The 22,462-nt window shown below is 69.0% G+C and carries 21 protein-coding genes and 1 tRNA gene; 1 reads left to right on the top strand and 21 read right to left on the bottom strand.

Annotation, left to right across the window (positions count from 1 at the left end; translation table 11 throughout):
- Positions 1-4: 4 nt before the first annotated feature.
- From MUG78_RS15830 to MUG78_RS15860, 7 genes are all read right to left on the bottom strand, one after another.
- A complete protein-coding gene (locus MUG78_RS15830) occupies positions 5-757 on the bottom strand; it encodes an amino acid ABC transporter ATP-binding protein (protein WP_246997103.1) in 753 nt (250 codons plus the stop codon).
- 11 nt (positions 758-768) lie between these two features.
- On the bottom strand, positions 769-1,722 hold the full coding sequence (locus tag MUG78_RS15835) for an amino acid ABC transporter permease (protein ID WP_246996431.1): 954 nt from the start codon (positions 1,720-1,722) through the stop codon (positions 769-771).
- On the bottom strand, positions 1,719-2,570 hold the full coding sequence (locus MUG78_RS15840) for an ABC transporter substrate-binding protein (protein ID WP_246997105.1): 852 nt from the start codon (positions 2,568-2,570) through the stop codon (positions 1,719-1,721). The genes MUG78_RS15835 and MUG78_RS15840 overlap by 4 nt, the downstream gene beginning before the upstream one ends.
- 124 nt (positions 2,571-2,694) lie before the next feature.
- A complete protein-coding gene (locus MUG78_RS15845) occupies positions 2,695-4,110 on the bottom strand; it encodes a serine/threonine-protein kinase (RefSeq protein ID WP_246996433.1) in 1,416 nt (471 codons plus the stop codon).
- A gap of 51 nt (positions 4,111-4,161) precedes the next feature.
- The gene (polA, locus tag MUG78_RS15850) at positions 4,162-6,888 is read right to left on the bottom strand and encodes a DNA polymerase I (protein ID WP_246996435.1); all 2,727 of its coding nucleotides are present in this window, start codon (positions 6,886-6,888) and stop codon (positions 4,162-4,164) included.
- A 58-nt stretch (positions 6,889-6,946) separates the two neighbouring features.
- Positions 6,947-7,567, bottom strand: a complete 621-nt coding sequence (locus MUG78_RS15855) for an ANTAR domain-containing response regulator (RefSeq protein ID WP_246996437.1) — start codon at positions 7,565-7,567, stop codon at positions 6,947-6,949.
- 61 nt (positions 7,568-7,628) lie between these two features.
- Positions 7,629-7,710: transfer RNA gene (locus tag MUG78_RS15860), tRNA-Leu, on the bottom strand.
- Between the two features lie 189 nt (positions 7,711-7,899).
- Here MUG78_RS15860 and MUG78_RS15865 point away from each other — a divergent pair.
- A complete protein-coding gene (locus tag MUG78_RS15865) occupies positions 7,900-9,960 on the top strand; it encodes a CocE/NonD family hydrolase (RefSeq protein ID WP_246996439.1) in 2,061 nt (686 codons plus the stop codon).
- Here MUG78_RS15865 and MUG78_RS15870 read toward each other — a convergent pair.
- From MUG78_RS15870 to priA, 14 genes are all read right to left on the bottom strand, one after another.
- Entirely contained in the window at positions 9,929-10,189 is a 261-nt protein-coding gene (locus MUG78_RS15870) for a hypothetical protein (RefSeq protein WP_246996441.1), read from the bottom strand. The genes MUG78_RS15865 and MUG78_RS15870 overlap by 32 nt on opposite strands.
- Entirely contained in the window at positions 10,189-11,103 is a 915-nt protein-coding gene (locus MUG78_RS15875) for an acyl-CoA thioesterase (protein WP_246996443.1), read from the bottom strand. The genes MUG78_RS15870 and MUG78_RS15875 overlap by 1 nt, the downstream gene beginning before the upstream one ends.
- Positions 11,104-11,121: 18 nt before the next feature.
- Positions 11,122-12,555, bottom strand: coding sequence for a pyruvate kinase (gene pyk, locus MUG78_RS15880; RefSeq protein ID WP_246996445.1), 1,434 nt, complete (start codon positions 12,553-12,555; stop codon positions 11,122-11,124).
- Positions 12,556-12,565: 10 nt separating this feature from the next.
- Positions 12,566-13,873 carry a prolipoprotein diacylglyceryl transferase gene (gene lgt, locus MUG78_RS15885; protein ID WP_246996448.1) on the bottom strand — a complete coding sequence of 436 codons (1,308 nt, stop codon included), beginning with the start codon at positions 13,871-13,873 and terminating at the stop codon, positions 12,566-12,568.
- A 24-nt stretch (positions 13,874-13,897) separates the two neighbouring features.
- Complete coding sequence (gene trpA, locus MUG78_RS15890; protein ID WP_246996450.1) at positions 13,898-14,707, bottom strand: tryptophan synthase subunit alpha; 810 nt, start codon at positions 14,705-14,707, stop codon at positions 13,898-13,900.
- Complete coding sequence (trpB, locus tag MUG78_RS15895; protein WP_246996452.1) at positions 14,704-16,065, bottom strand: tryptophan synthase subunit beta; 1,362 nt, start codon at positions 16,063-16,065, stop codon at positions 14,704-14,706. Before trpB ends, trpA begins: the two co-directional genes overlap by 4 nt.
- 78 nt (positions 16,066-16,143) lie before the next feature.
- Positions 16,144-16,962 carry an indole-3-glycerol phosphate synthase TrpC gene (gene trpC / locus MUG78_RS15900; protein WP_308221377.1) on the bottom strand — a complete coding sequence of 273 codons (819 nt, stop codon included), beginning with the start codon at positions 16,960-16,962 and terminating at the stop codon, positions 16,144-16,146.
- An 84-nt stretch (positions 16,963-17,046) separates the two neighbouring features.
- A complete protein-coding gene (locus tag MUG78_RS15905) occupies positions 17,047-17,811 on the bottom strand; it encodes a TIGR02234 family membrane protein (RefSeq protein ID WP_246996454.1) in 765 nt (254 codons plus the stop codon).
- Positions 17,808-19,364 (bottom strand): anthranilate synthase component I, encoded by a 1,557-nt coding sequence (locus tag MUG78_RS15910; RefSeq protein WP_246996456.1) that lies wholly within the window; start codon positions 19,362-19,364, stop codon positions 17,808-17,810. The genes MUG78_RS15905 and MUG78_RS15910 overlap by 4 nt, the downstream gene beginning before the upstream one ends.
- Complete coding sequence (locus MUG78_RS15915) at positions 19,361-19,540, bottom strand: tautomerase family protein (protein WP_005935191.1); 180 nt, start codon at positions 19,538-19,540, stop codon at positions 19,361-19,363. Before MUG78_RS15915 ends, MUG78_RS15910 begins: the two co-directional genes overlap by 4 nt.
- Before the next feature lie 10 nt (positions 19,541-19,550).
- Complete coding sequence (gene hisI / locus MUG78_RS15920) at positions 19,551-19,934, bottom strand: phosphoribosyl-AMP cyclohydrolase (protein ID WP_246997125.1); 384 nt, start codon at positions 19,932-19,934, stop codon at positions 19,551-19,553.
- Positions 19,934-20,731 (bottom strand): imidazole glycerol phosphate synthase subunit HisF, encoded by a 798-nt coding sequence (gene hisF / locus MUG78_RS15925; protein WP_246997127.1) that lies wholly within the window; start codon positions 20,729-20,731, stop codon positions 19,934-19,936. Before hisF ends, hisI begins: the two co-directional genes overlap by 1 nt.
- A 22-nt stretch (positions 20,732-20,753) precedes the next feature.
- Positions 20,754-21,614 (bottom strand): inositol monophosphatase family protein, encoded by an 861-nt coding sequence (locus MUG78_RS15930; RefSeq protein ID WP_246996458.1) that lies wholly within the window; start codon positions 21,612-21,614, stop codon positions 20,754-20,756.
- Positions 21,611-22,363, bottom strand: a complete 753-nt coding sequence (gene priA / locus MUG78_RS15935) for a bifunctional 1-(5-phosphoribosyl)-5-((5-phosphoribosylamino)methylideneamino)imidazole-4-carboxamide isomerase/phosphoribosylanthranilate isomerase PriA (RefSeq protein ID WP_246996460.1) — start codon at positions 22,361-22,363, stop codon at positions 21,611-21,613. The genes MUG78_RS15930 and priA overlap by 4 nt, the downstream gene beginning before the upstream one ends.
- Between the last annotated feature and the right edge of the window lie 99 nt (positions 22,364-22,462).

Raw genomic sequence — 22,462 nt, forward strand, 5'->3', positions numbered from 1 at the left:
AGACTCAGAGCAGTTTGGACAGGAACGTCTTGGTCCGCTGGTGCTGCGGGTTCTCCAGCATCTCCCGCGGATCGCCGCGCTCCACCACCACGCCGTCGGCCATGAACACCAACTGATCGGCCACCTCGCGGGCGAAGCCCATCTCGTGGGTCACCACCAGCATGGTCATGCCGGCCTGCGCGAGGTCGCGCATCACCGCCAGCACGTCGCCGACCAGTTCCGGGTCGAGCGCGGAGGTGGGCTCGTCGAACAGCATCAGCTTCGGATCCATGGCGAGCGCCCGCGCGATCGCGACGCGCTGCTGCTGACCGCCGGACAGCTGCGCCGGATAGGCGTCGGCCTTGTTGGCCAGGCCCACCTTGTCGAGCAGGTCCACGGCCCACGCGACGGCTTCGTCGCGCGACTGCCCCTTCACCAGGATCGGCGCCTCGATCACGTTCGCCAGCACCGTGCGGTGCGGGAACAGGTTGAAGTGCTGGAACACCATGCCGATGTCGCGACGCTGACGCGCCGCATCGCGCGGACTCATCTCGTAGAGCTTGCCGCCCCGCTCGCGGTAGCCGATGAGATCACCGTCGACTCGCAACCGTCCGGCGTTCACCTTCTCCAAGTGATTGACGCAGCGCAGGAACGTCGACTTGCCGGACCCCGACGGCCCGATCAGGCACGCGACCTCGCCGTGCTGGACTTCCAGCGAGATCCCGCGCAGCACCTGCAGGGCGCCGAAGTTCTTGCAGACGCTTTCGGCCTGCACCATGGGCGTCGCGCTCATCGGCCGCCCTCCGTCGCCTCGGCGCGGGCGAGCTCGGCGAGTTGATCGTCACTCAGCATGCGGCTGGCCCCCTTGGAGTAATGCTTCTCCAGGTAGTGCTGGCCGATCATCAGGATGCTGGTGACCGCCAGATACCAGGTGGACGCCACGAGCAGCATCGGGATCGGCTGGAAGTTGAGGCTGGAGATGTCGCGCTGGCGTCCGTACAACTCCAGCGAGAAGGGTATGGCGGTGACCAGTGACGTGGTTTTCAGCATGCTGATCAGTTCGTTCCCGGTCGGCGGAATGATCACCCGCATGGCCTGCGGCAGCACGACGCGGCGCATGGTCTGCGTCCACGTCATGCCCAGCGCCACCGAGGCCTCCATCTGTCCCTCGTTGACCGACGCGATACCGGCGCGCACGATCTCGGCCATGTACGCGGCCTCGTTGAGGCCGAGGCCGATCACCGCGAACAGGAACGCCGCGTTGATCGCCTGCACGTCGATGTGGAAGAACTGCGGCCCGAACGGGATGCCGAGGTCGATCTGCTTGTAGATCGAACCGAACAGGCCCCACAGGACCAACTGCACGTACACCGGGGTGCCGCGGAAGACCCAGAGGTAGAGCCACGCCACCGAGCGCAGCACCGGGTTCGACGACAGGCGCATCACGGCGAAGATGACGCCGAGCACCACGCCGAGGATCATCGCGAGCACGGTGAGCGCGAGTGTCCAGCCGGCCGCCTCGATGATCCGCGTGTCGAACAGATAGTCGGCGTAGGTCGACCACCGGTAGGCGTCGTTGGTCGCCGCACCGTAGATGAACAGTCCGGCGAGGATCAGGATGATGACCGCGGCGATCCACTGCCCCGGATGACGCAGCGGCACCGCTTTGATCGGCGCGGGTCCCGGTTCCGCGGCCTCGAACTCAGCCGAATCCGGTGCGGATTCACTCGGTGTGGGGCTCATGATTGCGCTCCGTTGATCTGCGAGGTCTCGATCATTCCGGCTTCGACTCCCCAATGCTCGGCGATCTGCCGGTAGTAGCCGTTGTCGATCAGGTATTGCATGGCCTGCTGCACCGCGGGTCCGAGCGACGAGCCCTTCGGGAGCGGAATGCCGTACGGGGCCGCGTCGTAGATCGGGCCGACCAGTTCCAGGTCTTCACCGATCTTGGCGACCTTGGTCACCGCGTAGGCGCTCACCGGCGAGTCGGCGGAGAAGGCGTCGATCTTGCCCAGCAGCAGCGCGGTGACCGCCTGGTCCTGGGCGTCGAACTTCTCCTTCTCGATCGGCGGCTTGCCGGCGGCCACGCAGGCCGCGCTCTTGGCCGGCACCTCGTCGGTGTCCTCGACGGTGGTCGCCTGCACGCCCACCCGCAGCCCGCAGGCGTTATCCGGGTCGACGTTGTCACCGGCCCGCTGCACCCACTGCACACCAGCCCGGTAGTAGGTGACGAAGTCGACCTGCTTCTCCCGCTCGAGTGTGTCGGTGAACGACGAGATGCCGATGTCGAAGGTGCCGGCCTGGATGGCCGGGATGATCTTGTCGAAGTCGGACTCGAAGAACTTCGGCTGCAGGCCCAGGACGGCGGCGATCGCCTCCATCACGTCGATGTCGAAACCGACGATCTTGCCCTGCGGGTTCTTGAACTCGTTGGGCTGGTACGGCGGGTTGGTACCCACCCGCAGTACACCGCTGCTCGCGATCTTCGGCGGAACCAGCGCGGCGATGGCCGGCTGCTCGCCGACCTGCACGGTGATCGGCTGGACGTCGAGCGCCGATTCGTCGTTGGTGCACGACGTCGCCACCAGCATCACCAGGATCGCGAGCAGTGCGGCGAAGGGTCGCAATGATCCGCGCAGCACCGGCAGCTCCTCCCTCGGCCACCGGCCCAGGTACCGGTGAGTTCGAGAACTGAACCTACCCGACGGTTGCCTACTATCGGGCGCGCTCACGCGGATAGCACTGACCTTCCGCGAACTTGGCGCACACACGCTCCGCCTCATCCCACGAAGTGGTCGCGCGCACCACGACGTACCTGCTGCTGCTTCCCACCACATAGCCGTCGACCACCACGGCGCCGTAGTGCTCCGATGAGCTGGCGCGGGCTGCATCCAGAGTGTTGAACGCCCCGAACTGAGCGAAATATCGCGCAGAGTCGAGCGGAGGCGGCGGCGGGATGTACCCCGGGGCCGACGGATCGGCACTCGCGGTGATGTGCGGCGTGGGCGCCGGATACGTGCGCACCGTGGGCGACGTCGGCGGCGCGGCCGAAACGGGTGTGTTCGACAAGGGTGTCGGCACCTGCTGCACCGTCGCCGACGACGTCAGTGGCTGCCCCGCGTCCGCTGGGGCGGATGCCGCCTCGTCGGCGTCGCGCCCCGACAGCATCATCAGCGCCACCAGCGCCGCCGCCGCCAACACCACCACGGTGCCCACGACGGCGATCAGCGCCGGCACCACCGACTTCGACCGCGGAGGTGGCGGTGGCGGGCCCGGGTAGTCCACACCCGGAACGCCCCGATCGGGCGGCGGGGCCACCATCGTGTGGGCACGCGCGCTCTCCGGCGTGGACAGCGCCGCCCGCGCCGCGGCCGCCAACTCGCCGGCGCTGCCGAACCGCATCGACGGATCCCGCGCCAGCCCGCGCGCGAGCACCGCATCTACTGCCTGTGGCACGCCCGGCACCACCGCACTGGCGACGGGCGGCGGCGCCGGAAACGGCGCTCGCCCCGTCAGGGCCTCGCACAACACGCAGGTCAGCGCATACACGTCGCTGGCCGGGCTCGCGGGCGCGCCGTCGAACAATTCCGGTGCCATGTAGGCCACCGAACCGATCGCGGACCCCACCTGGGTGAGACGCGTATCCGCCTGCGCGGCAGCGATTCCAAAGTCCACGAGGTAGGCGAAGTCGCGATCGCCCACCAAGATGTTCTCCGGCTTGATGTCGCGGTGGACCAGTCCGCCCGCGTGCGCCGCGTCCAATGCCGAGGCGATCTGCTCGGTGATGGCCACGGCCCGCGCCGGGGCCAGGCGCTGCTCGGTCCGCAGGACTTTCCGTAGATCCGGCCCCTGCACCAGCCGCATGTCGATGTACAGGAGGCCGTCGATCTCGCCCCAGTCGTGGATGGGGATCACGTGCGGCTCGCCGAGACGAGCCGCGACCATCGATTCGCGCCGAAATCGCTCGCGATAGACGGGGTCACGCGCCAGGTCGGCGCGCAGCAGCTTCAGCGCCACCGTCCGCTGCTTGCCGGTGTCGTACGCGCGATACACCTCGCCCATGCCACCGCGGCCCAACAGCTGTTGCAGCTGGTACGGCCCGAAACGGGTGTTGACTCGATCCGCGAACATTCCCAGAGCTTAAACGGTCATCCGTTGTCAACCCGAGATAACCGGCATGGCCTAATGTGCCGCGTCGTCCCAGGACCGACCGAAGCCGACCGAGACGTCCAGCGGCACCGACAGTGCGATGGCGCCGCCCATCTCCTCGCGGACCAACTGCTCCACCGTGTCCCGCTCCCCCGCGGCGATCTCGACGACCAGTTCGTCGTGCACCTGCAGCAGCATCCGGGACGCCAAGCCCTCGGCATCGAGGCGGCGCGCCACGTTGATCATCGCCACCTTGATGATGTCGGCGGCGCTGCCCTGGATCGGTGCGTTGAGGGCCATCCGTTCGGCGGCCTGGCGGCGCTGGAAGTTGTCGGAGTTGAGGTCCGGCAGGTAGCGGCGTCGCCCGAACAGGGTCTCGGTGTACTCCTTGGTGCGGGCTTCGACCACCACCTCGTGCAGGTAGTCGCGGACCCCGCCGAACCGCGCGAAGTACTGGTCCATCTGATCGCGCGCCTCGTCCCGGCTGATGCCGAGCTGGGCGGCCAGACCGAACGCCGACAGCCCGTAAGCCAGGCCGTACGACATCGCCTTGACCCGGTGCCGCATCTGCGCGTCCACCTCGTCGATCGGCACGCCGAAGGCCCGCGAGCCGACGAAATTGTGCAGGTCCTCGCCGGTGTTGAAGGCTTCGATCAGGCCTTCGTCGCCGGACAGGTGCGCCATGATGCGCATCTCGATCTGCGAGTAGTCGGCGGTCATCAGGCACTCGTAGCCCTCGCCGACCACGAAGCCGCCGCGGATCTGCCGTCCGGCGTCGGTGCGGACCGGGATGTTCTGCAGGTTCGGCTCGGTGGAGCTGAGCCGCCCGGTCGCGGCGACCGTCTGGTTGAACGTGGTGTGGATCCGGCCGTCGTCGGCGACGGTCTTGAGCAGGCCGTCGACGGTCACCTTCAGGCGCGTCGCGTCCCGATGCTCCAGCAGATACTTGAGGAACGGGTGCTCGGTCTTCTCGTACAGCGAGGCGAGCGCATCGGCGTCGGTGGTGTAGCCGGTCTTGGTCTTCTTGGTCTTCGGCATGTCGAGCTTGTCGAAGAGCACCACCTGCAGCTGCTTGGGCGAGCCGAGGTTCACCTGCTCCCCGATCACCTCGTAGGCCGCCTCGGCCGCGTCGCGCACGCGCTGCGCGAAACCGCGCTCCAGCTCCTGCAGTTGTGCGACGTCGACCGCGATACCGGTGGTCTCCAACTCGGCGAGCACGAAGGCGAGCGGCAGTTCCATGTCGCGCAGCAACGGCACCGACTCGATGCGTTCGAGTTCGGTGTCCAGAGTGTCGGCGAGTTCGGCGACGGCCTGCGCGGACAGCATCAACTGGTTCGACGCCGCGAGCTCGTCTTCGTCGCCGTCGAGCAGCGAGAGCTGGCCGTCGTCGCCGCCCGCATCGTCCTTCAGTTCCCGCCGCAGGTAGCGCAGCGCCAGATCGTCCAAATTGAAGGTGCGCTGACCGGGCCGCACCAGGTAGGCGGCCAACGCGGTGTCCGAGGTGACCCCGGCCAGCGTCCATCCGCGGCCGTGCAGCGCATGGATCGCCCACTTGACCTCGTGCACGGCCTTGAGCCGCTCCGGATCGGCCAGCCAGGCGCCGAGCGCCTGATCGTCCTCGGAGGTCAGCGCGATCGGGTCGAGGTAGGCGGCCTCGCCGTCGGCGGCGGCGATCGCGACGGCCGTCGCCTCCGAACCCACCACGCGGGCGGCGCCGGTCACCGCGAGCCCGCTGCGGCCGGTCTGCGCGTGCTCGGTCAGCCACGCGGCGACCTCCCCCGCGCCCAGCCGCGTGCCGGAGACCTCGAAACCGGCTTCGGCTTCGGGCTCGGACGAGGTGAGCGTGGAGAACAGACGGTCGCGCAGCACCTTGAACTCGAGGTCGTCGAACAGTCGGTGGATACGGTCGCGGTCCCACCCGTGCAGTGCCAGCTCGTCGGGCCCCTGCGGCAGGTCCATGTCACGGACCAGCTCGGTGAGACGACGGTTCATGATCACGCCGGCCAGGTTCTCCCGCAGGGAGTCGCCGACCTTGCCGCGCACCTCGTCGGCCCGGTTGACCAGTTCCTCGAACGAGCCGTACTCGCGGATCCACTTGGCGGCGGTCTTCTCGCCGACGCCGGGGATGCCGGGCAGGTTGTCGCTCGGGTCGCCGCGCAGCGCCGCGTAGTCCGGGTACTGCGCCGGGGTCAGTCCGTACTTCTTCTCCACCTCTTCCGGAGTGAAGCGGGTCAGTTCGGAGACGCCGCGTTTGGGGTAGAGCACGGTGATGTTGTCGTTGACCAGCTGCAGCGCATCGCGGTCGCCGGTCACCACCAGGACGCGGTAGCCCGCCGCGTCGGCCTGCGTGGCGAGCGTGGCGATCACGTCGTCGGCCTCGAAGCCGTCGATCGCCATCACGGGGATGCCCATCGCGTCGAGCACGTCCTTGGTGAGATCCACCTGGCCGCGGAACTCGTCGGGCGACGACGACCGCTGCGCCTTGTAGTCGGGGAACATCTCCGACCGGAAGGTCTTGCGCGAGACGTCGAAGGCCGCCGCGATGTGACTGGGCTCCTCGTCGCGCAGCAGGTTGATCAGCATCGACGTGAAGCCGTAGACCGCGTTGGTCGACTGCCCGGTGTTGGTCTTGAAGTTCTCCGCGGGCAGCGCGAAGAAGGCGCGATAGGCCAGGGAATGGCCGTCGAGCAGCATCAGCGTCGGCCGCTTCTCCGACGTGCCGCGGGTACTGGGACTGGAGGACGTCTGCGCTGGGCTCACATCGTCCGAGTGTAGTGAGCCGGTACGACGGTTCGGGCGGGCGGGTGAGGCGGGCCGGTCAGACCGACGGCGCGTCGCCGCCGAGGGTCTCGACCACCACCTGCGCCACCGCCTTCATGGTGACGCGCCGGTCCATCGCATTGGTCTGAATCCACCGGAACGCCTCCGGCTCGGTCAGCGCCTGCTTCTCCATCAGCAGACCCTTCGCCCGCTCGATGAGCTTGCGCGTCTCGAAACGCTCGTTGATGCCGGCCACTTCCGCTTCCAGCGCCCGCAGCTCCCGGAAGCGGCTGAGCGCCACCTCGATGGCGGGCACCAGGTCCGACTGGTTGAACGGCTTCACCAGGTAGGCCATGGCGCCGGCGTCGCGGGCCCGTTCGACGAAGTCCCGCTGCGAGAACGCAGTCAGCATCACCACGGGGGCGAGCCGACGACGGGCGATCTCGCTGGCCGCATCGATGCCGTCGCGCACCGGCATCTTGATGTCCATGATCACCAGATCGGGCAGCAGCGACTCGGTGAGATCGACGGCCACCTGACCGTTCGGGGCCTCACCGACGACGTCGTAGCCCTCGTCGCGAAGCATCTCGCACAGATCCATGCGGATCAGGGAGTCGTCTTCGGCGACGACCACGCGATGTGCGTGCGGCTGGTCCGGTGCGGACCCGGCTTGGCTCATCGCCCTGCACTCTCCCGGTTCAGCGGTGGTGAGCGCGGTCGTCGACCACGCCGGAAACGTGTGCCCCGGGCCGGACTCGAACCGGCACCCCTTTCGAGACCGCATTTTGAGTGCGGCGCGTCTGCCAATTTCGCCACCGGGGCTGGTGTGCGAACGCACGCGAGCGTGCGACGAGACAGAAGTGTACGGCCCGGCTCGGGTCCACCGGTAATCGGGCTCCGACACCCGCCCGATAAAGCACACCATCGACTTTTGTTTCACCGTCCGCTAAGTTACGTCACAGTAACTTGACAGGTTGCTTCACACAACGACTTTGGGAAGTTGTTCATCACATGGTTCGTACAGTTCGGCGAAGGCTCTTCCGATCCTTCGCGGTGTTCCTGATCCCGCTGCTCATCGCGGCCGGTGCCGGCCTGTGGCCGACGTCAGCGGCGACCGCCGACGCCGCGGTCTTCGGCGCACTCGGCGCCAAGTGGACGCGCACCGCCGAGGGCCCGCAGAAGTACCCCGGCTACGCGGTGACGCCGGACGTGCCGATCAAGATGAGCGACGGCACCGTGCTGCGCGGCAACCTGATCCGACCGGCGAATCAGGCGGGCAAGCCGATCGACAAGAAGCTGCCCACCATCGTCAACATGACGCCCTACACCAAGATGGTGAGCGCGCTGGCCGCCGAAGTGGTGAACTACCCGGTCCTCATGCCGCAGCTGATCGAACTGCTGAATGCGATCAACCTGCAGGGCACCGTGCTCTCCGGCTACAACGAACTCGTCGGCTCGCTGCGCAGCGGCTTCGCCACCAGCTTCTCCTACGATCCCAAGCTGATCCGCTCCGGCTACAACATGCTGGTGGTGGACGTGCGCGGCACCGGCTTCTCGCAGGGCACCTGGCAGGTCTTCGGCGAGCGGGAACGCAAGGACACCGTCGAGGTGATCGACTGGGTCGGCAAGCAGCGCTGGTCCACCGACAAGATCGGCATGGCCGGCGCGTCGTACTCGGCCATCAACCAGCTGCAGGCGGCCTCCGATCGCCCCGGCAAGCTCGGCGCCATCTTCCCGGTGGTGCCCGGCGCCGACATTCTGCGCGACGTGGTGGCCCCGGGCGGCGGCGTGGGCGCCGGCTTCCTGTCCATGTGGCTGGCGCTGGTCAACACCAGCAAGATGATCCCGAACGTGGCGTCCATGCTGAACGGCACCTTCGACTGGAAGTGGCTCGGCGACCGCGCCAAGGACCCGCTGACCTATTTCGACGTGATGCTGCAGGCGCTGACCGTGCAGCACCCGGGTCAGGTCACCGGTGAGACCCGCGCCCTGCTCAGCGCGGACTCGAATCGTCGTGCCTCGCTCCACACCGACCTGTCCACGGTCACCACGCCCACCTTCGCCATCGGCGGCTGGAACGACCTGTTCACCAACAGCGAGGCCCGCCTGCTCTCCGGGCTCTCGAAGCTGCCGGACAGCCAGAAGAAGCTGATCATGGACGACGGCTACCACGTCACCACCGGCGCGCAGCTGGGCACGCCCGGCAATCCGCCGAAGATGAACGTGCTCGCCCGCGCCTGGTACGACCGCTGGCTCAAGGGCATCGATAACGGCATCGACCGGTACTCGCCGGCGACGCTGGCCTCCATGCCGCGGGACAACTTCGTGCAGGGACCGTCGTTCCCGCTGCCCGGCTACACCCATCAGCGGCAGTACCTGACCGGCAAACCGTCGCGCTCGGTGTCGACCCCGGTGGCCGGGGACGGCTCGCTGTCGTCGTCGGCGCCCACCACCCGGGCCACCCGCGTGGTGACGCCCGGTCTGAGTAACGTGTGCGGCAAGGACGGCGCGCAGGGCGCCGCCGGCGTGACGGCGCTGCTGGACTTCTGCGGTCGGGACAACCGGTTCGCCGAACTGTCCGCGCAGACCTTCACCTCCGCGCCGGTCACCAAGACCACGCGCCTGTCCGGCTGGCCGGGTATCCATCTCAACCAGCGACTGCAGGCCACCGACGGCTACTGGCACGCCACGGTGAACATCGTGTCGCCGGACGGTCGGTCGCAGGTGGTCTCGATGGGCCAGCTGATGGTGTCACTGCGCGCGGTGGACCGTTCCCGCAGCCAGTTCGCCGCCAACGGCGACCTGGTGGATCCGTTCCTCTATCTGTCCATCGACAAGTACCAGCCGGTCCGCCCCGGTCAGGTGATCGCGCTCGACATCCCGATGACCCCGACGCAGGCCGCCCTGCGCCCGGGCGACCGACTGCGCATCGACATCTACTCCCTCAACGCACCCAAGGCTCTTCCGCTGGGTCCGGCGATGTGGAACTCGAAGTTCGGTCCGCAGTTCATCGAGATCGATCCGAAGAACCCGAGCTGGGTCAACGTCCCGGTGGACCGACCACTGAAGTGACCACGGACGGGTAGACGGTCGCGGCCCCGGATTCTCGATCCGGGGTCGCGGCGTCGTGGTTGCGCATGCCGACGATCAATGCGGTCACCGCCGCCGCAGCCAGCAGCACCCCCGCGAAGATGCTCACCACCCACACCCAGGTGTCCGAGCGCCGTCGCCAACTGTTGCGGGGCACATACGGTCCGGGCGGCTGGAAGTACTCGATCGACGGCCCCCGCGACTCGTTCATCAGTTGCGCGGCGGGAAGTACTTGATCAGCGCTTCCTGCACCACCGACGTGGCGAGCGTGCCGTCGCGCATGAAGAAGCGGCCCGAACCGATGCCGCGCGATCCGGCGGCGACCGGCGATTCGGTGGCGTACAGCAGCCAGTCGTCGAAGCGGAACTCGCGGTGGAACCACATCGAATGGTTGACCGTGGCCGCGAACAGCCGATCCATCCCCCACGACAGGCCGTGCGTGGTGATGATCGAGTCGAGCACCGTGGTGTCCGACGCGTAGGCCATCGCCGCGACGTGCAGCAGCGGATCGTCGGGCATGTCGCCGTCGGTCTTCATCCACACGCGGTTGTGCGTGAGGGTCTCGCCCGCATCCTTCATCTTCCACGTGGGGTCGTTGGCGAACCGGATGTCGATCGGGTGCAGCGCGTTGACGAACAGCGCGACCTGCTCCTCGTAGCCCTTGAAGTGCTCGCCGAGCGCCGGCAGCTCCTCCGGGTACGGCACCAGCGGAATCTCCACGGCGTGCTCGAGACCGGCGTTGTTGTCCTGGAAGGCCACCAGCATGGTGAACACCTCCGCACCGTCCTGCATCGCGGTGACCTGACGGTTGGCGAACGCCTTACCGTCGCGGAACCGCTGCACACGGTATTCCATCGGCTTGTTCACGTCGCCGCCGCGAATGAAGTGCGCGTGCAGCGCGTGCACCGGCGGATGCCCGCGGGTGAGCGTGCGGCCTGCGGCCATCACGCCCTGTCCGAGCAACTGCCCGCCGAAGGTGCGCGCGGTCTTCTGCTCGGGGTGCTGACCGACGAACAGATCGTCCTCGAGCTGCTCCAGCTCGAGGAGCTCGAGGAGCTTGGCCAAGTCACCGCCCTCGGCCTCGGAGGCGATCCGATGATTCGGGTCGTTCAGATTGCGGGTCATCCCACAAACCTATCCGAGTCAGTGATCCTGCTCGCCGATGCGGTGCAGGTGCAACAGGTTGGTGGAGCCGGGCACCTGCGGCGGTGCGCCCGCCACGACGACCACCACGGAGCCGCGCTTGACCATGCCATTGGACTCGCAGAACGCGTCGAGCTGATCGATCATCGCGTCGGTCGACGGTGACTTGGGCACCAGGAACGGCTCGACGCCCCAGCACAGGGTCAGCTGGTTGCGGGTGAGCTCCCGGGTGGTGAACGCCATCAGCTTGAGCCGCGAGTGCAGGCGCGCGATCCGTCGTGCCGTGTCACCGGTCTCGGTGAATACGGTGATGGCCGAGACGTTCAACCGCTCGCCGATGTCGCGCGCGGCGTAGCTCAGCACACCCCGCTGGGTGCGCGGCACGTGCTTGAGCGGCGGCACCTCGCGGCGGCTCTCCTCCGCCGCGACCACGATGGAGCTCATCGTCCGCACCGTCTCGAACGGGAACGCGCCCACCGAGGTCTCGCCGGACAGCATCACCGCGTCCGCGCCGTCGAGCACCGCGTTGGCCACGTCGGAGGCCTCCGCACGCGTCGGGCGCGAGTTCTCGATCATCGAGTCGAGCATCTGCGTCGCCACGATCACCGGCTTGGCGTTCTCGCGGGCGATCTGGATGGCGCGCTTCTGCACCAGCGGCACCTGCTCCAGCGGCATCTCGACGCCGAGGTCGCCGCGGGCCACCATGATCGCGTCGAAGGCCAACACGATGGCCTCCAGGTTCTCGATGGCCTCCGGCTTCTCCAACTTCGCGACCACCATCACGCGACGACCCACGCGGTCCATCACCTCGTGGACCAGTTCGATGTCGCCGGGGCTGCGGACGAACGACAGCGCGACGATGTCCACGCCCAGTCCGAGCGCGAACTCCAGGTCGGCGATGTCCTTCTCGCTCAGCGGCGGCACCGAGATCTTCATGCCCGGCATGGACAGGCCCTTGTGGTTGCTGACCGTGCCGCCCTCGGTGACGCGGCACACCACGTCGTTGCCTTCGACGCCCTCCACCACCAGGCCCACCTTGCCGTCGTCGACGAGCAGACGGTCACCGGGCGCCGCATCCTGGGCGAGCTGCTTGTACGTGGTGGAGACCCGGTCGTGGTTGCCGACGATCTCGTCGACGGTGATACGGACCTGTTCGCCGGTCTTCCAGTCGACGGCGCCGTTGGGGCGACCGTTGTCCTCGAACCAGCCCAGGCGGATCTTGGGACCCTGCAGGTCGGCGAGGATGCCGACCGGCTGACCGGTGTTCGCCGAGGCCTGGCGCACCGCCTCGTACACGCTCTGGTGGTCTTCGTGGGTGCCGTGGCTGAAGTTCATCCGGGCGACGTTCATGCCGGCTTCAACGAGCTCGGTGATGCGCTCTGGAGTATTGGTGGCGGGTCCGAGGGTGCAGACGATCTTGGTTCGACGAGTCACCTGACCAAGGCTAGTCCTTGGCGTCGGAACCTTCCCGGTTGGATCCGTCCACCTCGGGTTCTGCGTCGTCGGCGACGTCGGGTTCGTCGGAATCCGTGTCGGCGGCGTCGGTCTCGGCTGCGTCGGTCTCGGCCTGGGCAGCCGATTCCACCACGACCATCGAGGAATCCTCGTCCGAGGCGATCACCTCGCGGATCTCGATGCCGCCGACCTGCGCGGCCGGATCGGACTCGAAGGTGTAGACGGTCGACGCATCACGATCGTCGGCCTCGGGTTCGAGCTCGTCGGCCTCGGGTTCGAGCTCGTCGGTCTCGGGTTCGAGGTCGTCGGTCTCGGGTTCGAGCTCGTCGGCGTCCGTCTGGTCCTCGGCGGTGTCGGCCTCGTCGTCTTCCAGGGCGGGCGGCACGTAACCCAGCTCGCCCTCGGCGGCCAGTTCCTCGGCCCGCTTCGGCCAGTACATCGACAGGCCGAGCTCGCGGCCGCGCGGAGCCATCACGAAGTACAGGGCCGCGCACAGGAAGACGATCGCGGACGTGAAGACGTTGATGCGCACCCCGAGGATCTCGGTGGCGTAGTCGGTGCGGAGCAACTCGATGCCGAAGCGGCCCGCGGAGTAGCCGGCGACGTACAGCGCGAACAGACGACCGTGTCCGATCCGGAAACGCCGATCGAGCAGCACCAGCGCGATCACCACGAGGATGTTCCACAGCATCTCGTACAGGAAGGTCGGATGGACCACGCTGTGCACCACGCCGGTGGAGACGCCGTCGGGCAGGGCGATCCCGGTGTTGCCCGCACCGTCCTGACGCACATACAGCTCCAAGCCCCACGGGAGGGTGGTGGGACCGCCGGTGAGCTCCTGGTTGAAGTAGTTGCCGAGACGGCCGATGGCTTGCGCCAGCAGGATCGCCGGGGCCAGTGCGTCGCCGAAGGACGGCAGCTTGATGCCCTTCCAGCGGCAGCCGATCCACGCGCCGACCGCACCGAACGCGACGGCGCCCCAGATACCCAGGCCGCCGTCCCAGATGGCGACCGCGGCACCGAAGCCCCGGCCGTTCTCCCCGAAGTAGCGATGCCAGTCGGTGGCGACGTGGTAGAGCCGACCACCGATCAGGCCGAACGGCACCGCCCACAGCGCCACGTCGAGCACGTCACCGGGCTGACCGCCGCGCGCCCGCCACCGACGATCGCCCCACCACATCGCGACGACGATGCCGACGATGATGCACAGCGCATACGCGCGCAGTGGGAACGGGCCCACCTCCCATACGCCCTGCGACGGGCTCGGAATGTACGCCAGAAGGGTCGTGTCGCTCACGCGTGCCACCCTAACGGACTTACGTCAGCGCACCTCGCCGCGCACGCCCTCGGCGAGTTCACTGACCAGCTTGGCCGCGCCGGCCTGTCCGCCGGCACGGAACGCCGAGATGATCGCCGAGCCGACGATCACGCCGTCGGCGTACTCGGCGATCTCCGCGGCCTGCGCGCCGTTGCGCACGCCCAGGCCCACGCCGATCGGAATGTCCGAGTGCTCTCGCACGCGGGCACACAGTTCCGGCGCCATCGACGACACCGAGTCCCGCGCACCCGTGACACCCATGGTCGATGCCGCGTAGACGAATCCGCGGCAGTGCTCCACGGTCATCGCGAGCCGCTCGGGCGTCGACGACGGGGCCACCAGGTAGATCCGGTCCAGGCCGTGCGCGTCGGAGGCGGCCTCCCACGCGGCGGCCTCCTCCGGGATCAGGTCGGGCGTGATGATGCCGACGCCGCCCGCGGCGGCCAGATCCCGCGCGAAGGCGTCGACGCCGTATTTGAGCACCAGGTTCCAGTAGGTCATCACTACCGGCTGCGCGCCGGCGGCGGCCACCGTCTCGGCGGCGACGAAGAGGTCGCGCACCCGCACGCCGTTGTTCAGCGCCTCGAACGCGGCCTGCGCCACGGTGGGTCCGTCCATCACCGGATCGGAGTACGGGACGCCGATCTCGACCACGTCGCAGCCGCTGTCGACCATGGTGCGCATGGTGGTCAGCGATTCGTCGAGCGACGGGAAGCCGACGGGCAGATAGCCCATCAACGCGGCGCGACCCTCGTCGCGGCACTGCGCGAACAGTCCGCTCAACCGGGACGGCGCGGTGGTGTGACGGCTCATCGGCCGGTCTCCTTCTCAGACTCGTTCTGGGCGGACTTCTGCTGGGCTGCCTTCTTCTGGGCTGCGAGCGCAGCGGCGTACTCGACTTCCGACTGCGGCTTGTCGTACAGGCCGAACCACTTGGCGGCGGTGTCGACATCCTTGTCGCCGCGACCGGACAGGTTCACGATGATGATCGCGCCCTCCCCCAGCTCTCGACCCAACTGCAGTGCACCGGCCACGGCATGCGCCGATTCGATGGCCGGGATGATGCCCTCGCGCCGCGACAGCACCGACAGCGCGTCCATCGCCTCGGCGTCGGTGATCGGCCGGTACTCGGCTCGACCGAGGTCGCGCAGGTACGCGTGCTCGGGGCCCACGCCCGGGTAGTCCAGTCCGGCGGAGATCGAGTGCGACTCAATGGTCTGGCCGTCCTCGTCCTGCATCAGGTACGAGTAGGCGCCCTGGAAGGCGCCCGGTGTGCCGCCGGTGAAGGTGGCCGCGTGGCGACCGGTCTCCACGCCGTCGCCGCCGGCCTCGCAGCCCACCAGCCGCACCCCGGCGTCGTCGATGAACGGATGGAACAGCCCGATCGCATTGGAGCCGCCGCCGACACAGGCCACCGCGGCATCCGGGAGTCGTCCGGCCTGATCGAGGATCTGCGCGCGAGCCTCCATCCCGATGATGCGCTGCAGGTCGCGCACCATCATCGGGAACGGGTGCGGCCCCGCGGCGGTGCCGAAGCAGTAGTAGGTGTTGTAGGCGTTGGTCACCCAGTCGCGCAGCGCCTCGTTGATGGCGTCCTTGAGGGTGGCCGAACCGGTCTCCACCGCGACCACCTCGGCGCCGAGCAGACGCATCCGCGCCACGTTCAGCGCCTGGCGCTCGGTGTCCACGCGGCCCATGTAGATGAGGCACTCCAGGCCGAGGAGCGCGCAGGCCGTCGCGGTCGCGACGCCGTGCTGGCCGGCGCCGGTCTCGGCGATCACGCGGGTCTTGCCCATCCGCTTGGCGAGCAGCGCCTGACCGAGGACGTTGTTGATCTTGTGCGAGCCGGTGTGGTTGAGGTCTTCCCGCTTGAGGAAGATCCGCGCGCCGCCGGCCAACTCGGCGAGCCGCGTAGCCTCGTAGAGGGGCGACGGGCGGCCGGTGTAGTCGCGGGCCAGGGCGTTGAGCTCGGCGAAGAAGTCTTTGTCGGTGCGCACCTTCTCGTAGGTGGCCGTCGTCTCCTCGATCACCGCCATCAGCGCCTCGGGGACATGCCGCCCGCCGAATACGCCCCAATGGCCCAACTCGTCCGGTCCGATCGGCGAGCGGTCGGAAATTCCGTCGCTGGCCAGCGGGAAGCGATCAGTCTGCACGTCGGGATTCTCGGTCACAGTTACCCAGTATCCTCGTCGCGGTCGCCACGGTGCGCACCGGGTGCGACGCCGACCCGGCGGCGCGGTGTCCGGGTGTCAGTGCGAGGGCTTGGGGCACGACGGATGCGCGCCGGCCGTCACCAGATCCGACACCGCCTGCCGCGGATCGCCGCTGGTCACCACACCCTCGCCGACCAGCACCGCGTCGGCGCCTGCGCCCGCGTAGGCCAGCAGATCGGCGGGACCGCGAACGCCGGACTCGGCGACCTTGATGATGTTCGACGGCAGGCCCGGGGCGATCCGGGCGAAGCTGTCGCGGTCCACGTCAAGCGTCTTGAGGTTGCGGGCGTTGACGCCGATCACCGTGGCACCCACTTCGAGCGCGCGATCGGCCTCTTCCTCGGTGTGCACCTCGACGAGAGCGGTCATGCCCAGCGACTCGGTGCGGTCCAGCAGCGACGCCAGCACCGGCTGCTCCAGGGCGGCGACGATCAGCAGGATCACGTCGGCGCCGTGGGCGCGGGCCTCGTGGATCTGGTACGGCCCGACGATGAAGTCCTTGCGCAGCAGCGGCACGTCGACCGCGGCGCGCACGGCGTCGAAGTCGGCCAGGCTGCCGTGGAAACGGCGCTCCTCGGTGAGCACACTGATCACGCGAGCGCCGCCGGCCTCGTAGGCGCGGGCCAGGTCGGCCGGATCCGGGATGTTGGCGAGCGCCCCCTTGGAGGGGCTGGCCCGCTTCACCTCGGCGATGACGCCGATACCGGGCTGCAGGAGCGCCGCGGTGGCGTCCCGGGGGTCGGGGGCCCGCAGCGCGGCCTCTTTCACCGCCGCCAGGTCGAGCACCGCCTCGCGCGCGGCCACGTCGGCCATCACACCCTCGATGATCGAGTCGAGCACTGTGCCGCCAGTCACGGTCGGTCCCCTTTCACGCGTCTGCAATGCAGAATGTCGCTCCAGCCTAGAGTCCACACACCGCGCGCCCGCCCGCGGGTGGGGTTACCCGCGGGTTTCGTCGGGGCGGGGTGCATCGGGGTCGGCGCCGCCGTGGAGGTCGGTGGGATCCACGCCCTCGTCGAGGGCATCCCAGAACTCGCGTTCGGTGGGTGCGGCTGCCGCGTCGCCGTCGGCCTGCGCCTGCGCGTGCTCGGCGAAAACCCGTCGTTCCAGCTCCTCTCGGCGCGCTGCCGGCGAGGCGTAGCGCGAGGACATCTTCTTCGCGCCGGACGCCGCCGAGGCCATCGCGACCGCGCCGACCACCCCGAAGAACGCACCGAAGAGCGCCACGATGCCGGCATTGTTGTAGGCCGTCACCGCCACCACCTCGTAGCGGGCGCCGATGTCGGCGCGATCGATCGCGTACCCGCTGTCCTGACCGTTGGTGAGCAGGGTGATCGCCGGGACGGCCACCACCACCGCGCACACCGCGACCAGGGCTGCCACCACGCGCAAGAAGAAGCCGTGCAGCGCGAACTGGACCACCAGTCCGGCCAGGAACAGCAGCGCGATCGCCACCAGCCAGGGACTCCAGTCGCTACCCGCGATGGCGTAGATGCGCGGCTCGCCGAGGCCGTCCTCGGCGTACACCTCCGACCACGTCATCCGGGACGCGATCCACAGCAGTGCCGCGGCCACCACGAGGAAGCCCGCGGAGATCGCCTGGGGCCTGCGGTTGGGGCGCACCGTCTCCGGTTCCGCGGGCGTGACGATCGCGGTGGGGTCGGTGCTGCTGGGATCTGGGCTGCTGGGATCTGGGCTGCTCACTGTTCGCTCTCTTCGGTCACCGGCGTCATGGTGGCGGCCGCCGCCACCGCGTTGAGGACGGCGGTCGCCTTGTTGCGGGCCTCGTTGAACTCGTACTCGGCGTCGCTGTCGGCCACCACGCCGCCACCGGCCTGGACGTAGGCCCGGCCCTCGGTCATCAGCGCGGTGCGGATCGCGATCGCGGTGTCGGCGTCGCCGGCGAAGTCGAGGTAGCCGACGATGCCGCCGTACAGGCCGCGCCGGGTGAGTTCGTTCTCCTCGATCAGCTCCATCGCCCGCACCTTCGGCGCGCCGGTGAGGGTGCCGGCCGGGAAGCACGCGGTCACCGCGTCCAGCGCCTGCGCATCCTCGCGCAGTCTGCCGGACACCGTCGAGACCAGGTGCATCACGTGGCTGTAGCGCTCCACTCGGCGGTAGTCGGTCACCCGGACGGTGCCGGGCTCGCAGACGCGACCCAGGTCGTTGCGGCCCAGGTCCACCAGCATCAGGTGCTCGGAGTTCTCCTTCTCGTCCTCCAGCAGCCCCTTGGCCAGCAGCTGATCCTCTTCCTCGGTGGCCCCGCGCCAGCGCGTGCCGGCGATCGGGTGCGTCGTCGCGGTGCCGTCGGCCACGGTGACCAACGCCTCCGGCGACGAGCCGACGATGCTGAACGGTCGACTGCCGACCCCGGAATCGCCGACACCGGGCAGGCGCAGCAGATACATGTACGGGCTCGGGTTGGAGGCCCGCAGCACCCGGTACACGTCCACCGGATCGGCCTCGGTGGCGATCTCGAATCGTTGCGACGGCACCACCTGGAAGGCTTCGCCGGACTCGATGGCCTCCACCAGGCCCTCGACGATGCCGCGGTAGTCGTCCAGCGTGCGCTGGCCGGTGTAGTCCGGCGCCGGGCGGGTGAACGTGGAGACGGTCGACGGCGCGGGCGCGGCCAGGGCCGCGGTCATGGTGTCCAGGCGCGCGACGGCGTCGGCGTAGGCCTCCTCGACCCGATCGGCGCTGCCGTCGAAGTTGATGGCGTTGGCGATCAGGGTGATGGTGCCCTCGTGGTGATCGAAGGCGGCCAGGTCGGACACCAGCAGCCAGCACATGTCGGGCAGGCCGAGGTCGTCGACGGTGGTCGACGGCAGGCGTTCGAGGCGGCGCACGAAGTCGTAGGCCATGAACCCGACGAACCCGCCGGTCAGCGGCGGCATACCGGGCAGACGGTCGGTCTGCAGCAGGCGCAGCGACGCGGCCAGCGACTCCAGCGGATCGCCGCCGGTGGGTGCTCCGGCCGGGACCGTGCCCCACCAGTGCGCCTGCCCGTCGGCCACGGTCAGCGCCGACGGCGAACCGGCGCCGATGAACGACCAGCGCGACCACGACTGCCCGTTCTGCGCCGATTCGAGGAGGAACGTGCCCTCCCGGTCCCCGGCGAGTTTGCGGTACGCCGACAGCGGCGTCTCGGAATCGGCCAGCAGCTTCCGGGTCACCGGCACCACGCGGTGGTCGGCGGCCAGATCCAGGAAGGTCTCCAGGCTGGTGGTGTGGGTGGAGTCCGCGGTGCTCGTCATCCCAGCGGAACCCCGCCGACGCCCCACTGGGTGCGCGGCACCTCGGTGATGGTGACCCACACCGAGTCCGGATTCTTGCCGGTCGCGCGGGCGTAGGCCTCGGTCACCGCGGCGATGGTCTCGTTCTTGACCCGATCGGACAGGCCCGGGGTCTGGGAGATCTGGATGAGCGGCATGGCGTCCTTCCTAGTTGTCGGTGTGCGGGTCGTCGTGGTCGGTGTCCACGGGCACCCCGAACTCCAGCGGCGGCGTGTCGAAGCAGCTGTGGTTGCCGGTGTGACACGCCGCGCCGGTCTGATCGACCGTCAACAGCAGCGTATCGCCGTCGCAGTCGAGACTGATCCGGTGGACGTACTGGACGTGGCCGCTGGTCTCGCCCTTGACCCAATACTGCTGCCGCGAGCGGGAGTAGTAGGTGGCTCGGCGGGTGGCGAGGGTGCGTTCGAGCGCTTCGTCGTCCATCCAGGCCATCATCAGCACCTGACCGGTGCTGCGTTCCTGGGCGATGGCGGCGACGAGGCCGTCGTCGGTGCGCTTGAGTCGGGCGGCGAGTTCGGCGGGCAGCGCCATCATCGGTCCTGTCGGTCGCGGTCGGTGCGGACGGTGATGCCTTCGGCGGCCATCGCCGACTTCACGTCGCCGATGGTCAGTTCGCCGAAGTGGAAGACCGAGGCGGCCAGGACCGCGTCGGCGCCGGCGGCGACGGCCGGCGGAAAGTGTTCGACCTTCCCCGCACCGCCGCTGGCGATCACCGGGACGGCGACCGCGGCGCGCACGGCTTCGATCATGCGCAGATCGAAGCCCTCCTTGGTGCCGTCGGCATCCATCGAGTTCAGCAGGATCTCCCCCACGCCCAGCTCCTCGCCGCGACGCGCCCACTCCACGGCGTCGATGCCGGTGCTCTTGCGGCCGCCGTGGGTGGTCACCTCCCAGCCGGACGGGGTGGGCGGGTTGCCGGCGGGCACGGTGCGCGCGTCCACCGACAGGACGATGCACTGGGAGCCGAACCGCCGGCTCATCTCCTCGAGCACCTCCGGTCGCGCGATGGCCGCGGTGTTCACGCTCACCTTGTCGGCGCCGGCGCGCAGCAGGACGTCCACGTCGTCGACGGTGCGGATGCCGCCGCCGACGGTGAGCGGAATGAAGATCTGGTCCGCGGCCGCGCGCACCACGTCGATCATGGTGGCCCGACCCGAACTGGACGCGGTCACGTCCAGGAAGGTCAGTTCGTCGGCGCCCTCGGCGTCGTAGCGGGCCGCCAATTCCACCGGGTCACCCGCATCGCGCAGGTTCTCGAAGTTGACGCCCTTCACCACCCGTCCGCCGTCGACGTCCAAGCACGGGATGACTCGTGTCGCCAAGGTCATTTCGGTGGTCACTTCCTTCTGGTCAGGCAGGGTTGTTCGGGGGTTGGTAGGTCAGGGTGTGCGGCGACGGCCACGGGCCGTCGGCCAGGATCTCGAGCAGCTCGGCGTGCGCGCCGGGGGCCGCGGCGACCAGCGACGGCGTGGTGACCGTCCACGGTCGGCCGAAGATGTCGGTGGCGCTGCCGCCCGCCGCGCGGACCAGCACCACGCCGGCCGCGTGATCCCACGGGTGACGGCCGTAGGACACCGCACCGGCGAGTCGTCCGCCGGCCACGTACGCCATGTCGAAGCCGGTGCACCCGTGCACGCGGATCCGCGCATGACGACCGGTGATCTCGCGCTGCACGCGGGCACGCTGCGCACCCGGGAACCGGCCCTCCTGGTCGGCGTTGTACGAGACGTATCCGACGGCCTGTCCGTGCAGGCCCTCGCATGCGGCGAGCGGGGCGGCAGGCTCCCCGTTGATCAGGAGCGGACCGCCGCGGTGTGCCGCGAATCTCTGGCCCAGCGCCGGAATCCAGGTCAGGCCGATCACCGGTTCGCCGTCGACCACCAGTGCCACCAGCATGGCGGCCGACGGGAGTCCGGTCGAATAGTTGAAGGTGCCGTCGATCGGGTCCACCAGCCAGACGGCACCGACGCTGGGGTCCGGGCCGCCGAACTCCTCGCCGTGCACCGGGATCGACGTGCGTTCCTGCAACTGCTCGACGAAGCGTCGTTCCAGCGACAGGTCCATCTCGGTGGCGAAGTCGGTGCCGCGTTTGACCACCGCGCGGGGTGCGCCCAGACCGGCGAGGAACTCGTCGGCCGCCTCGTCCAGGATCGCCGTGGCCGTCGCCTGCAGCGCGGGCAGATCCAGCTCGCCGACCGGCGCCGGGGTCATCGCGCCACGGCCGCGACCGCCTCCAGCGCCTGCGGCAGGGTGAAGCGTCCGGCGTAGAGGGCCTTGCCGATGATGGCGCCCTCCACCCCGAGCGGCGCGAGTTCGGCGATCGCGACCAGGTCGTCGAGCGCCGAGATGCCGCCGGAGGCGACGACGGGGGCGTCGGTGCGGCGGGCGACCTGCTCGAGCAGCTCCAGGTTCGGGCCGGTGAGGGTGCCGTCCTTGCTGACGTCGGTCACCACGTAGCGGGCGCAGCCGTCGCGGTCGAGACGCTCGAGCACCTCCCAGATCTCGCCGCCCTCGGTGACCCAGCCGCGGCCGCGCACCCGGTAGACGCCGTTCTCGTCGCGGAGCACGTCCAGGCCCACCGCGATCCGGTCACCGTGCTCGGCGATCGCCTGGGCGCACCACTCCGGATTCTCGATCGCCGCGGTGCCCAGGTTGACCCGCGTGCAGCCGGTGGCCAGGGCCGCGGCCAGCGACGCGTCGTCGCGGATGCCGCCGGACAGTTCCAGCTTCAGGTTCAGTTCGGCGGCCACCTCGCTGATCAGGGCGCGGTTGTCGCCGCGCCCGAAGGCGGCGTCCAGATCCACCATGTGGATCCACTCGGCGCCGTCACGTTCCCACGCCAGGGCGGCGTCGCGGGGCGAACCGTACGAGGTCTCCGACCCCGCGGCGCCCTGCACCAGGCGGACGGCTTGGCCGTCGACGATGTCGACCGCGGGCAGGAGTTCCAGGATCTGAGCCATCTGGTTGGAGTCTTCTCTCGAAATTGGTGGTTGGGCGAAAGTGGTTGGGCGGGAAGGGTTGTCGGTCGATCAGGATTCGGGGTGGTTCAGGTGTCGGGG

It is taken from the genome of Gordonia alkaliphila, from assembly GCF_023017165.1.
GTDB classification, from domain to species: domain Bacteria; phylum Actinomycetota; class Actinomycetes; order Mycobacteriales; family Mycobacteriaceae; genus Gordonia; species Gordonia alkaliphila.